Genomic DNA, 12,584 nt, shown 5'->3' on the forward strand with positions numbered 1-12,584 from the left:
TTGCCGAACCGACAGGCAGACATCGCCTCACCCTTTCGCACAGGTGAATTCCGCTTTCGCGCCTGCACGCGCCGCGGCAAACTTTTTCCGCGAAGCGCGAAACTGGCGTATTGACCTGCCGCCGATAAATACTTTAGGCTTTAAACAATTGGCGGGCGCCGGAGCCTGGGCGGGCGCATGTCGCCCTTGAATAGTTGCGTTGATAGAGGCTCATCAATCGTGGCTGAGATCTTCGACCTCGGAACAGGGCAGGCTGCCGGCAGGTTCGCGTTCGCTGCGATTGCGCCGAACATTACGCCTGCCGTTTCATGTCCGGGCAACCTGCGCAGCGATGAAGTCACGGACAAGGCCGGCAAAGGCCTCCGGCATCTGATCGGGAAGCGGCACCATGCCTCCTGAGAGTTCACGCAGGATGCTCCCCTCGATAGCTCCAGCCACTCTCGGAGCCACCGGATGAACATGCGGGTCGCCTGTCGGAGCAATGACCAGCGTGGGGCAGCGAATTCGCCCCAGACGGTCTTCCATCCGATAGCGATTCACGACCCGGTGGCCTTCCGCCGCCATCTCGCCGGCGCGCAACGCATCGATCACGAAGCGCCGCAGCAGATCGGTATCGCCTTCTGGATAGAATGGCTGCCGCCGCCCCCACAGTTCGGCAAGATGAGCGCCGTCAGTGCGCGGCTCTACCTCGTCGATGACGCGCATGTCTTCATGCTTGGCGCGGCGCGCCGCATCGACGAAGGGACAGGCCGACAGCACCAGCGCGCTCACCCGCGCAGGGCTGGACGCCGCCATCTCGACCGCGATCACGGCCCCGGTGTGATGACCGACGATCGCGGCGCGCGGCACTTCCAGCGCATCGAGCAGCGCGAACGCCCCTTGCGCCCACCCTTCGATCGAGGGATCGCCAGCCGGCCTGTCGGAATCGCCGAAGCCGAGCGTGTCCATGGCGATCGCACGGAGGTCGCGGCCGAGCCGCGGCAGCACATCACGGTATTCGTCCCACGAGCGCGGGGTCTGATGAAGCAGAAGCACCGGAACGCCGGTTCCCGCGAGCGCGACATGGATGCGCCCAAGAGGCGTCGTAATGAAGCGGCGTTCGACGTTGGAACCGGTGCTGGCAGCGCTCATTTCGTAACTCCGTCCGCACGCAAGCACCAGGTCCACGCTGGCCTTCGGCGGCAATCGCGGCATCGATCGTGCTGGGCCGACCTCGATCCGTGCTGACATCTCGCTCAAGTCGCGGCTGTTTTCAACCAAGGGGAATACAATGCGCAAGATGTTGAGTTTGACTGCACTCATCGGCGGTCTCGTTGCGGCCCAGGCCGCACAGGCCGACATCACGGTCGGATTCGTGACATCGCTCAGCGGACCCGGCTCCTCGATCGGCATCCCGTACGGCCGCGGCATCCAGGCCGCCATGGAGTACAAGAGCGAGGTCAACGGCGAAAAAATTCGGCTGATCCAGCTCGACGACGGCTCCGATCCGTCCGCCGCAACCCGCAATGCGCGCAAGCTGATCGAGGAAGAGAAGGTCGATATCCTGATCGGCACCGCGACCGCGCCGTCGACCATCGCGATGATGGCGGTTGCGACCGAACTGAAGGTGCCGATGATCGCGGTCTCGCCGGTCACCGGCCAGCCCAATCCCGCGGACCAGTGGGGTATTTCCGTTCCGCAGCCCGCCTCTCTGCTGGTCAAGGTCGTCGCCGACCGCATGAAGCGCGATGCGATGAAGAACATCGGCTATATCGGCTTCTCCGATGCCTGGGGCGATCTCGTCTATAACGGTGCCAAGGCGGTGGAAGCCGAGGACGGCATCAAGGTTCTGACCAACGAGCGCTACGCGCGCGTCGATACCTCGGTCACCGGCCAGATCCTGAAGGTTCTCGCGGCGCGTCCCGACGCCGTGCTGATCGGCGGATCGGGCACGCAGGGCGCATTGCCCTTGCTTGCGCTCGGCGAGCGCGGCTTCAAGGGCAAGACCTACGGCACGGTCGCGCTGGTCAATCCCGATTTCGTCCGCGTCGGCGGCAAGGCGGCGGAAGGAATTCAGGTCTCGGCCGGCCCGGTCATCGTCGCCGAGCAGCTTCCCGACGATCATTTCGCCAAGAAGCTGGCGCTCGAGTTCCGCGCTGCCTTCCAGAAGGCCAATAATCTGCCGACCACGGACGGCTTCTCGGCCTATTCCTTCGACGGCTGGAGGATCTTCACGTCAGCCGCCGAGCGTGCGCTGAAGACCGCGAAACCCGGCACCACCGAATTCCGCAAAGCCCTCCGCGACGAAATCCTCGCCACCAAGGAGCTCTCGGGCGTGCACGCGGTCTACAACTTCAAGCCCGGCGCCTATCATGGCGTCGACGAGCGCGCGCTGGTGATCGTCCGCCTCAACAACGGCGCATGGACTTACCAGCCCTGAGCAACGCCGACGGATAATACGGAAGGACGGCCGACGGCATGACGGCAGATATCGCAGCGATCCTTGCGATCGACGGAATAGCAACCGGGGCGGTCTACGCCCTGGTGGCGATCGGCACCGTGCTGATCTTCACGGTAACGCGGGTGATCTTCATTCCGTTCGGCGACATTGCCGCCTTCACGGCGCTGACACTGGCCGCGCTCGACGCCAAGCAGCTTCCCGGAACGGTCGGGCTGGTTGTCGTGCTGGCCTGCATGGCCTGCCTAATGGAAGTCGTCGCGCTGTCGCGCGCTGGCGAGTTTCGCGCGCTGCCGAAGGCCGTTCTCGGCTATCTCGTGCTGCCGCTGCTCGTCGTCGGCATCGTCTGGCTGACCATGCGCTTCAATCCGCCGATGCCGGTCAGGATCGTGCTGGCGCTGCTCCTGATTATGCCGATCTCGCCGCTACTCGACCGGATCGTTTTCCGCCCGATTGCGGACGCCTCGGTGCTGCTGCTGCTGACGGTCTCGGTCGCGCTGCATTTTGCGCTGGTCGGGCTCGGCCTGCTGTTCTTCGGCCCCGAAGGCGTGCGGACCGAGCCGCTGACCTCGTTAGGGATGGAAATCGCCGGCGTGCATGTGTCCGGACAGACAATGCTCATCCTGGCCGCGGCCCTGGTGTTCAGCGGTCTACTGTTTCTCTTCTTCGACTTCACCCTGCTCGGCAAGGCGCTGCGCGCCACCGCGTTCAACCGGACGGGCGCACGCCTGATGGGAATCAGGCCGGCGCGCGCCGGCACCATCGCCTATCTGCTGGGATCGCTGATGGCAGGCGTCTCGGGCATCCTGATCGCCCCGGTCAACACGATCTTCTACGATTCCGGATTCCTGCTCGGCCTGAAAGCCTTCGTCGGCGCGATCGTGGGCGGCATGACCAGCTATCCCGGCGCGGCGCTCGGCGCGTTCGGCGTCGGCATCCTCGAAAGCTTCGCCTCGTTCCAGAGCAGCACCTTGAAGGACGTCATCGTCTTCTCGCTGCTGATCCCCATCCTGCTCTGGCGCTCGCTGGCCTCGCAGCATTCGGAAGAGGAAGTCGAGGAATGACGCTGCTCCAGATCCGTCTCATCGTTGCGGCGGCGATCGCTTGCCTCGTGGCGGCGCCGTTCGTGCTCAATCCGTTCAGCATCACTCTATTGAATTACATCGGCATCTACGCGTTGGCGGCGATCGGGCTTGCGCTATTGACCGGCGTCGGCGGCATCGTGTCGTTCGGGCAGGCGGCTTTCGTCGGCGTCGCGGCCTATTCGACCGCATGGGTGACGGCACTGAACGGCTATTCCCCTTGGCTCGGCCTCGTGCTGGCGGTCATCATGACCTGCAGCGTCGCCGCCGTCCTGGGGTTTGTGACGCTTCGCCTCGGCGGTCACTTCCTGTCGCTAAGCACCGTCGCCTGGGGGTTGGCGATCGCGTTCCTGTTCGGCAACATCGACGGGCTCGGCCAGCATAATGGCATTTCGGGCATTCCGCCGATCTCGATCGGCCGGCTCGCTTTGGTCGAGAGCTGGCAGATCTATTTCCTGATCTGGGCCATCGTCGTCATGGTACTGCTGCTCTGCTACAATTTGCTCGATTCCCGGATCGGCCGCGCCATGCGCGCGCTTCGCGGCGGCAACACGCTGGTCGAAAGCCTCGGGATCAGTGCATTCCAGATCAAGCTGCTGACCTTCGTCATCGCCGCTTTTCTCGGCGCGCTGTCCGGATGGCTCTATGCCCATCTCGGCCGCTTCGTCAGCCCGGGGCCGTTCGAAGCCGGCATGGGCATCGAATATCTGATGATGGCGATGGTCGGTGGTGCCGGCAGCATTTTGGGCGGCGTGGTGGGGGCCGCGATCGTCACGCTCTTGAAAAATGCCGTGCAGGACTATCTGCCGCTGATCGCCAAGGGCGCCTCCGGCCAACTCGAGATCGTCGCGTTCTCGGCGCTGTTCATCCTGTTCCTGCAGCGGGCCCGGCAAGGCATCGTCCCGTTCCTCGCGGGCTTTCTCCCCGACATCAAGCAATCCCGTCCGCAGGTGGCCGATCCGCTGCCGCTCCGCGATCAGCCGAAACCCGGCACGCTCCTCCTGAAAGTGAACGAGGCGCAGCGCCGCTTCGGCGGCCTCGTCGCCGTCAACAACGTCAGCTTCGAAGTCAGGTCCGGCGAAATCCTCGGGCTGATCGGGCCGAACGGCGCCGGCAAGACCACGATGTTCAACCTGCTCACGGGCGCGCTGCGCACCAACAGCGGCGAGATCGCGTTCGCGGGACGGTCGATCACCCGCGATCAGCAATTCCACATTGCCCGCGCCGGCATCTCCCGCACCTTCCAGCACGTCAAGCTGCGCCCGCGCATGACCCTGCTCGATAACGTCTTGCTTGGCACCTATTCGCGCACCAGAACCGGCCTGTTCGCCGGCGCCTTCCGTCTGAACAAGGCTGAAGAAGCCAGCGCGCGCTACGAGGCGCTGATGCAGCTCGAACGCGTCGGGCTCGGCGACAAGCCATTCGAGCTCGCCGGCAATCTGCCGCTCGGCAATCAGCGCGTGCTCGAGATCGCCCGGGCGCTAGCCGCCGATCCCACGCTGCTGGTGCTCGACGAACCGGCGGCCGGCCTGCGCCGGCAGGAGAAGCTGAAGCTAGCGGACCTATTGCGCTCGCTGCGCGCCGAGCATCTCACCATCCTGCTCGTCGAGCACGACATGGAATTCGTGATGTCGCTGGTCGACCGCATCGTCGTGCTCGATTTCGGCTCCAAGCTCTGCGAAGGCGAACCGGCCGCGATCCGCAGCGATGCCCGCGTCCAGGAAGCCTATCTTGGAGGTGTCGCGTGACGCAGATGTTCTCGATCGAGAATGTATCGGTCGCCTACGGCAAGGTGGAGGCGGTGCGGAACGTTTCGCTGTCCGTCGAACAGGGCCAGATCGTCACCGTGATCGGCCCGAACGGCGCCGGCAAGACCACGCTGCTGATGGCGGCGATCGGCCTGCTCAAGTCCACGGGACGGATGATATTTCAGGGCGCCGACCTGGCGCGCATCGATGTCGAGGGCCGCGTCGAGCGCGGGCTCTGTCTCGTGCCGGAAAAGCGCGAATTGTTCGCCGACATGTCGGTCGCCGACAATCTCCTGCTCGGCACCTACAGCCTGCGTGACCGTTCGACGACGCGTAAAAGCCTCGACGAAGTCTTCGATCGCTTCCCGCGGCTGAAGGAGCGGGCCAGGCAGGCCGCCGGCACGCTGTCGGGCGGTGAACGGCAGATGCTGGCGCTCGGCCGCGCGCTGATGGCCAAGCCAAAGCTCCTGGTGCTCGACGAACCCAGTCTCGGCCTTGCGCCGCTGATCGTGCGGGAAATCTTCCGCACCATCGCCTCGCTGCGCAGCCTCGGCGTTTCGGTCCTGCTCGTCGAGCAGAACGCCCGCGCCGCGCTGGAGACCGCGGATTACGGCTATGTGCTGGAAACCGGCGAGATCATCCAGTCCGGGCCCGCAGACACGCTGATCCACGATCCGAAACTGATCGCGGCCTATCTCGGCGGCCACTGAAGCGACGGCCGCCGCCGCGCTTCAGATCACAGGTTCGCGCGCGAGCCCCATCGCCCGCAGCGCCTTGGCAAAGGCCGCCAGCCGCTGCTCGCGATAGGCGGCCTGGTCGACGCCGTCGTAGTTCATGAAGCCCCGCCCGGTCTTCATGCCGATGCGCCCCTCGCGCATGTTCGTCGCGATGATGGCGGGTGCGGCATAACGGCTGTCGCCGAGCGCCTCGACCAGATAGCGGCTGGCATGATGCAGGATATCGCCACCGCCCCAGTCGATGAACTCGAGCAGGCCGAGGACGGCGAAGCGGAATCCGAAGCCGTAGATCACGGCCTTGTCGATATCCTCCGCCGAGGCGACGCCCTCTTCGACCATGCGGGCGGCCTCGTTCATCGCCAGCGACTGAATGCGCGGAACGATGAATCCCGGCCGTGCAGCGCACACGACCGGCACCTTGCCGATGCCTTCGAGCAGCGCCTTCATCCGCGCGGTAATCTCCGGCGCCGTAAGCCGTCCGGGCGACAGCTCGATCAGCGGCACCAGATATGCCGGGTTTAGCCAGTGCGCATTGAGAAAACGGCCGGGATGCTCGATCGAACCTGAGAGATCGTCGACCAGTATCGTCGACGTGGTCGAGGCGATGATCGGCGCCTCGCCGGCCAGCCTTGAGGCCTCGGCGAGCGCCGCCTGTTTCAGCGCTAGAATCTCCGGCATCCCTTCGAAGATGACGTCACAGCGTGGCAGCGCAGCTGCCGCTTCCTGCCGGGATGCCATCGTGACCCGTTCGGTAATCGTGGTCACATGCTCCGGCGAGAGCAGGCCGATGCGGGAAAGGATTTCCAGCGTCGAGCGGATCTCAGCCCGCGCCTCGGCGGCAAGCGCATCGAAGGCCGCCGCCTCGCGTTCCTTGAAGTCGACAACGACGACCTGGTGGCCGGCGAATGCGAATACGACGGCAATGCCGCGCCCCATGCGGCCGGCACCGAGACAGCCGATGACCGGTTTCATCGAAAACCCTCGGCGAGATGATTTTGCAACGCCGCCCGATCGAGCCCACCGAGGCCGAGCGATGCTAAGGTACGCCCGGTCGCCGCAAAGTCCTCGCCGGTGATGGCCGAGCCGATCGCGAGGAAAGCGTTGACCAGCGGCGTTTGTACGCCCGCAAGGCCTGCCACCGAGGCGAGGAACGACAGACCGAGACGGACGTCCTCCAGCATGTAGCGGTGCTTCACGAGAACCAGACGTTCCGACCAGTCGCCCGATTCCGTGAGCTCGTCATGCGCGTCGCGTGCATACATCCAGGGTTCGCCGTCCTTCGAATAGTGGTCGGCCAGGGGGAAATGCGGCTTTCCGTAGCCGAGAGCCTCGCGGATGGCGATGCGCTCGGCATCGAGCGCATCCGTCACGCGGCGGATCGCCGGCTGCGTTCCTTCCTTGTGGATGTCCCATTTGTTGAAATGCTCGATCGGGCCGGCGTTCATGGTGATCAGCGGCGGATGAATGATCGGCCCGGCGTTCATCAGCGCGGCCGAAAGCGCATCGCCGCACGGCTCGATGGCGTTCGGAAACGCGCGCTCGATGACGCCGAGCGCATGATGCGCGAGACGCGACGGAAATACGCCGGTCGGCAGCCGCGCGCCCCGGCCCGAGATACGGACGGCATATGGTCCCTGCTTGCGCGCAAGCCATGGCAGCGTTCCCGTTTCCGCCGTTGCGATCTCGGCGTGGTTGCGCGCGGCACGCGCGGCGTGGGCGAAGATGTAGGAGCCGAACGTGCCGGGCGGCAGGAACACGACTTGGCCGTCACGCAAATTCGGCGCCGCCAGTTCGGCGATGGCAGGCTGCGCGAAGGCCGGCGCCGGACACAGGACAAGATCGGCCGCCTCGATTGCCTCGGCAATGGAAGACGTGATCGCCGCAAGCCTGGCTTCCCTCCGGCCCGACCGATCGATCACCGTGATCGTGCCGCCCGCGGCGCGGTGTGCGTCGATATCAGCGGGATTTCGCCGCCACAGCCGCACTTCGTGGCCGGCCAGACCGAGGTCGCCCGCTGCCGCGAACGAGCCGTTTCCTCCACCCAACACCGCGATCTTCAAGACTGTCCTCCGCTTTCTTGCCGACCGGACTGAAACGACGCATCTGCAATGCACAACCGATGCCGCACTAGGCGCGGCTCCGCTGTGTGCAACACATCGTTACGCCGATTCTGCCTTGGCGCTGTTCTCCTGCCACGCTGCCCAACTCGGCCGATCGATCTGAAACAGGTCGCTGGAGCGCGCATACCAGCCGCTGCCGTGCATGCGGGCGATCAGGCGCAGTGCCGGCGTATCGATGTGACAGCGGTCCTTGTCCAGGATCACGGCATCGTCGACATGGGCGCGAACGATACGGCCGATGACGGCGGTCTGCCGCGGCCCCGTCACCAGCGAGGTGAGCACACGGCATTCGAACGACACCGGCGATTCCGCAATGCGCGGCGGCCGTACCGCATCCGACGCAGCCGCCGTCAATCCGGCGAGCGCCAGTTCGTCGATATCGGGCGGCGCGTCGATGCAGGTGATGTTCATGGCTTCAGTGTTGCGCTCGGCGACCAGATTAACGACGAACTCACCGGTATCGAGAATATTCGCCGCCGTGTCCTTGAAGCGGCCTGTTCCCGCCAGCAGCCCGATTGCGACGGTCGGCGGCTCATGCCCCATCACGTTGAAGAAGGAGAAAGGCGCGGCATTGATCACGCCGCCCGCAGAGAGCGTGGTGACCCAGGCGATAGGGCGCGGCGTCACCGTGGCGGTCAGGATCTTGTAGCGGTTCTGCGCCTCCAGCGTCTCCATATCGAAGATCATGTCGGCCTCTCAGATCGCCACCAAGGGGTGGCGCAGCCGGCCGATGCCGGTCACTTCCGCTTCCACCACATCGCCCGGCCACAGCCATTCCTGCGGGGAGCGCCCGGCGCCGACGCCCTCGGGCGTGCCGGTCGCGATGATGTCTCCGGGCTCCAGCGTCATCGCGGCCGAAATATCCGCAATCAAAAGCGGCACCTTGAACAGCATGTGGCGCGTGTTGGAGCGCTGCTTCTCGACGCCGTTCACCGTCAGCCAGAGATCGAGCGCGTGCGGATCGGTGATTTCGTCTGCCGTGACGATGCATGGCCCGAACGGGGCGTAAGTGTCCTGTCCCTTGGAGTAGATCCACTGGCCGGCACGGCGATTGTCGCGGGCGCTGATGTCGATCATCACGCTGTAGCCGAACACAAAACTTAGAGCCTCGGCCTCCGACACCCGCCGCGCGGTGCGTCCCATCACGACAGCAAGCTCGACCTCCCAGTCGAGTTGCTGCGTAATCTCCTTGTTGTGCTGAATCGCCTCGTCCGGCCCGATGACGCTGGTCGGCGGCTTGGAGAAGATGATGGGCTGCTTGGGCAGGTCCTTTGCCGTATCGAGGGCGCGCGACGACTCCGCGACGTGCTCGACATAATTGAGGCCGATGCCAAAGATGTTCTTGCGCGGCCGCGGGATCGGCGCGAGCAGCCTGACATTCGCCAGCGGCAAGGTAGCGCCGACAGGCCACTGGTCCTTGCTTTCGTTCAATATCTTCTTGAGCGCCGCCAGCGCTGGCGGCCCGAGATCGATGAAATCGAGCATCGATGATGGCAAGGACACGCCAGCATGCCGGCCTGCTTTTTCGACATCCACGACCAGATCATCGACGACAGCGCCCAGACGGGCAGCAGCCTCAATTGTGCTGCGATAGGTGACGAGACGCACTGTTTTTTCTCCTAGGCTACGAGCGGCTGCCGGCCGCCATTGTCGCCAAAGGCTTCCTCGCGATAGAGCCCGAGCGCCTGCATGACCGGCAGATCGTTGAACGTGAACAGGCAGGCGTCCTCGCTGGCGGAGGCGTTCACGTGCTCATGCCAGGCCCAGGACGGCACGCAGAAGATATCGCGTTCCTTCCAATCAAAACGCTTGCCGTCGATGATCGAGTGACCGCTGCCTTTGGCAACCTGATAGATGAAGCTGCCAGTGTGACGATGCGCACGGGTGGCCTCACCCGGTCGCAACATCTGCATCGACGCGCCGATCGTCTGCATTACCGGACCGCCGGTGGCGGGATTGACGTAGTTCATGAGAAGGCCATCATAAAGTGAGCCGTCGGTCGCCTTGGCGTAACGCTGCAGCGCCTCGTAGGTTGGCCCCCACTCATATTTCAATAGCGGCGAATATCCCTTGGACCATTCGGCGCCGACCGGACGCAGGCCGGGATTGCCCCAGCTATGCGCCATGTCGTCGACGGGATAGCCGACGCTCTGCTGCAGATCGGGGTGAACCACGTAGAAATTGGTTTCGAGCGCGTTGACCAATGGAATATCGAGGCCGTCCTGCCAGATGCAGGGTGTGCCGTCACTGGAGACGCCGTGCTCGTGCCAGGTGCCGTTCGGTGTCAGCACAAAATCGTTGGCGCCGAGCGTCATCTTGTGGCCGTCGACGATGGTGTAGGCGCCCTCACCTTCCATGATGAAGCGCAGCGCGGACGCCGAATGGACGTGGGCGGACGCGACCTCGCCCGGATGCATCACCTGCAGCCCGGAATAAAGCCAGCCAACCGCGGCAGCGTGCTCGCGCCGGCCCGGATTGTTCAGATAGATGACCCGGCGCCCCGCCTTCTCGGGCGATACCAGTTCGACCGAGCGCAACACATGCGCGCGAAGGTCTTCGTAGCGCCACAATACCGGGACGGACGAGGATTTCGGCTGCCAGGGCTCGATCTTGTTGGCCACCGTCCAGAGCGCGCCGGCTTCCAGCCGTTCGAGCTCGTCGTAATAGGCGAGCAGTTCCGGCGTGTCCTCGACATTGGCCCGTCCGGCCACGTCTTCCCGGTGGTTCTCACGAGCTTTCGTTGCCATGTCGCCCTCCTGTGAGTTGTCCGCCGTGCCCGGCGCTATCTGTCAATTCATCGGATCAGGTATCATCGCGATCGCCTCTATCTCGACCTTGGCGCGATCCTCGACCAGCCCCGACACCTGCAGCGCCGTCATCGCCGGAAAGTGCCGCCCCATGACGTCGCGATAGGCCACACCGATCTCTTTCAGGCGGGCCGAGTATTCCTTGCGATCGAGCAGGAACCAGGTCATCGACACGACGTGCTCGGGTGCGGCTGTCCCGGCGCGAAGGACAGCTGCGACGTTTTTCAGGGTCTGGCCGATCTGCTCCACCAGATCATCCGACTCAAACCTGCATTGCTCGTTCCAGCCGATCTGGCCGGCGACGAAGATCATCTTGCCGCGGGCGGCGACGCCGTTTGCGTAACCGCTCGGCTTGGCCCACCCCGGCGGCTGCAAGACTTCGAACATTTCATCTCCCATGACAGGACGCTGCCGGACAGCGGCTAGGCTTTCAGGATGTCGCGCCCGATGATGAGTTTCTGGACTTCGGTCGCGCCTTCATAGATGCGCAAGGCGCGGATCTCGCGATAGAGCTGCTCGACCATCTCGCCCGAGCGTACGCCGCGACCGCCGAACATCTGCACCGCGCGGTCGATCACTTCCTGTGCGGTTTCGGTGGCGACCATCTTCGCCATCGCCGCTTCGCGCGTGGTGGAAGCTTTCTGCACATCCCGCCGCCAGGCGGCGCGGTAGGTGAGGAGCACGCTGGCATCGACGCCGGCGGCCATCTCGCCGAGCGCCGCCTGTGTCAATTGCTGGTCGGCCAGCACGCCGCCGAACATCCGCCTGCTACGCGCATGTGCCGTTGCTTCATCGAGCGCACGGCGGGCAAAGCCCAGCGCGGCGGCGGCGACTGAGGCGCGGAAAATATCGAGGGTGCGCATGGCGATCTTGAAACCTTCGCCGGGCGAGCCGAGCAGGCGCGCCGCCGGAATCCGGCAGCCCTCGAAGCGCAGCGTCGCCAGCGGGTGCGGGGCCATCACGTCGATACGCTCAGCAATCGAAAAGCCGGGATCGTCCGGCAGCACCACAAAGGCCGAAATTCCCCGCGCCCCCGGCGCCTCGCCGGTCCGCGCGAACAGGGTGTAGACGTCGGCGATGCCGCCGTTCGAAATCCAGGTCTTCTCGCCGTCGAGAATATAGTGGTCGCCCTCGCGCCGGGCGCTGCAGGCCATCGCGGCGACATCGGAGCCGGCTTCCCTCTCCGAAAGCGCAAAGGCGGAAACCCACTCGCCGCGCCGCGCCTTCGGCAGCACCAGCGCGCGCATCTCCGGCGAACCGACAATCGCTACCGCCCCGGTGCCTAGGCCCTGCATTGCAAAGGCGAAATCGGCAAGCCCGCTATGCCAGGCCAGCGTCTCGCGGGCGAGACAGATCAGCCGGGAATCGATCACCGCATTTGGAGAATCGCCCGCGACCGACGCCTCGAGCAATCCTGCCGCGCCGAGTCTGCGGACCAGCGATCTGCAGGTCTCGTCGACGTCGCCGCCATGCGTGTCGCCGAGACCGGCTGCAAACACGTCGAGCGCAGCGACATATTCGCTGTGGCGGGAATCGAAGAACGGCCACGCGAGATGTTCGCGCGACGGCCCGCGCAGTTGCGAAACCGGGGTCATGTCAGTCTCCCGCAAAGGCCGGCTTTGCGCGCGCCACCGAGCGCAGCGCATACCAATA

General features: G+C 64.8%; 12 protein-coding genes. 4 read left to right on the top strand and 8 right to left on the bottom strand.

The features are described 5' to 3' along the window. Positions 1-306: 306 nt before the first annotated feature. Entirely contained in the window at positions 307-1,131 is an 825-nt protein-coding gene (locus tag RX331_RS32510) for an alpha/beta hydrolase (RefSeq protein WP_317253669.1), read from the bottom strand. 139 nt (positions 1,132-1,270) lie between these two features. Here RX331_RS32510 and RX331_RS32515 point away from each other — a divergent pair, with 139 nt between their 5' ends. From RX331_RS32515 to RX331_RS32530, 4 genes are read left to right on the top strand one after another with little or no spacing between them, the layout of a single operon-like run. Next, positions 1,271-2,419 carry an ABC transporter substrate-binding protein gene (locus RX331_RS32515; RefSeq protein ID WP_317253670.1) on the top strand — a complete coding sequence of 383 codons (1,149 nt, stop codon included), beginning with the start codon at positions 1,271-1,273 and terminating at the stop codon, positions 2,417-2,419. 38 nt (positions 2,420-2,457) lie between these two features. Next, positions 2,458-3,501: a branched-chain amino acid ABC transporter permease gene (locus RX331_RS32520; RefSeq protein WP_317253671.1), complete on the top strand. Its 1,044-nt coding sequence runs from the start codon at positions 2,458-2,460 to the stop codon at positions 3,499-3,501. Further along, positions 3,498-5,267, top strand: coding sequence for a branched-chain amino acid ABC transporter ATP-binding protein/permease (locus RX331_RS32525; RefSeq protein WP_317253672.1), 1,770 nt, complete (start codon positions 3,498-3,500; stop codon positions 5,265-5,267). The genes RX331_RS32520 and RX331_RS32525 overlap by 4 nt, the downstream gene beginning before the upstream one ends. 5 nt (positions 5,268-5,272) lie before the next feature. After that, positions 5,273-5,977, top strand: a complete 705-nt coding sequence (locus RX331_RS32530) for an ABC transporter ATP-binding protein (protein ID WP_410708335.1) — start codon at positions 5,273-5,275, stop codon at positions 5,975-5,977. Positions 5,978-5,998: 21 nt separating this feature from the next. Here RX331_RS32530 and RX331_RS32535 read toward each other — a convergent pair whose 3' ends face one another. The 7 genes from RX331_RS32535 to RX331_RS32565 all read right to left on the bottom strand — a co-directional run bounded on the left by RX331_RS32535 (position 5,999) and on the right by RX331_RS32565 (position 12,526). Further along, complete coding sequence (locus RX331_RS32535; protein ID WP_317258291.1) at positions 5,999-6,940, bottom strand: 3-hydroxybutyryl-CoA dehydrogenase; 942 nt, start codon at positions 6,938-6,940, stop codon at positions 5,999-6,001. Positions 6,941-6,972: 32 nt separating this feature from the next. Continuing rightward, positions 6,973-8,064: an NAD/NADP-dependent octopine/nopaline dehydrogenase family protein gene (locus tag RX331_RS32540; protein WP_317253674.1), complete on the bottom strand. Its 1,092-nt coding sequence runs from the start codon at positions 8,062-8,064 to the stop codon at positions 6,973-6,975. Positions 8,065-8,163: 99 nt separating this feature from the next. Further along, entirely contained in the window at positions 8,164-8,811 is a 648-nt protein-coding gene (locus RX331_RS32545) for a flavin reductase family protein (RefSeq protein WP_317253675.1), read from the bottom strand. A 9-nt stretch (positions 8,812-8,820) separates the two neighbouring features. Next, on the bottom strand, positions 8,821-9,732 hold the full coding sequence (locus RX331_RS32550; RefSeq protein WP_317253676.1) for a fumarylacetoacetate hydrolase family protein: 912 nt from the start codon (positions 9,730-9,732) through the stop codon (positions 8,821-8,823). A gap of 11 nt (positions 9,733-9,743) precedes the next feature. Then, positions 9,744-10,871, bottom strand: coding sequence for a cupin domain-containing protein (locus RX331_RS32555; RefSeq protein ID WP_317253677.1), 1,128 nt, complete (start codon positions 10,869-10,871; stop codon positions 9,744-9,746). A 42-nt stretch (positions 10,872-10,913) separates the two neighbouring features. Continuing rightward, the gene (locus RX331_RS32560) at positions 10,914-11,318 is read right to left on the bottom strand and encodes a RidA family protein (protein WP_317253678.1); all 405 of its coding nucleotides are present in this window, start codon (positions 11,316-11,318) and stop codon (positions 10,914-10,916) included. Positions 11,319-11,353: 35 nt separating this feature from the next. Beyond that, positions 11,354-12,526, bottom strand: a complete 1,173-nt coding sequence (locus RX331_RS32565) for an acyl-CoA dehydrogenase family protein (RefSeq protein ID WP_317253679.1) — start codon at positions 12,524-12,526, stop codon at positions 11,354-11,356. Positions 12,527-12,584: the final 58 nt, after the last annotated feature.

Source organism: Bradyrhizobium sp. BWA-3-5 (assembly GCF_032917985.1).
GTDB lineage: Bacteria > Pseudomonadota > Alphaproteobacteria > Rhizobiales > Xanthobacteraceae > Bradyrhizobium.

Bases quoted from the DNA above. Each gene is read 5' to 3' on its own strand.
- RX331_RS32565 (WP_317253679.1), bottom strand. From the start codon at position 12,526: ATGACCCCGGTTTCGCAACTGCGCGGGCCGTCGCGCGAACATCTCGCG.
- RX331_RS32535 (WP_317258291.1), bottom strand. From the start codon at position 6,940: ATGGGGCGCGGCATTGCCGTCGTATTCGCATTCGCCGGCCACCAGGTC.
- RX331_RS32525 (WP_317253672.1), top strand. From the start codon at position 3,498: ATGACGCTGCTCCAGATCCGTCTCATCGTTGCGGCGGCGATCGCTTGC.
- RX331_RS32530 (WP_410708335.1), top strand. From the start codon at position 5,273: ATGTTCTCGATCGAGAATGTATCGGTCGCCTACGGCAAGGTGGAGGCG.
- RX331_RS32560 (WP_317253678.1), bottom strand. From the start codon at position 11,318: ATGTTCGAAGTCTTGCAGCCGCCGGGGTGGGCCAAGCCGAGCGGTTAC.
- RX331_RS32520 (WP_317253671.1), top strand. From the start codon at position 2,458: ATGACGGCAGATATCGCAGCGATCCTTGCGATCGACGGAATAGCAACC.
- RX331_RS32545 (WP_317253675.1), bottom strand. From the start codon at position 8,811: ATGATCTTCGATATGGAGACGCTGGAGGCGCAGAACCGCTACAAGATC.
- RX331_RS32555 (WP_317253677.1), bottom strand. From the start codon at position 10,871: ATGGCAACGAAAGCTCGTGAGAACCACCGGGAAGACGTGGCCGGACGG.
- RX331_RS32510 (WP_317253669.1), bottom strand. From the start codon at position 1,131: ATGAGCGCTGCCAGCACCGGTTCCAACGTCGAACGCCGCTTCATTACG.
- RX331_RS32515 (WP_317253670.1), top strand. From the start codon at position 1,271: ATGCGCAAGATGTTGAGTTTGACTGCACTCATCGGCGGTCTCGTTGCG.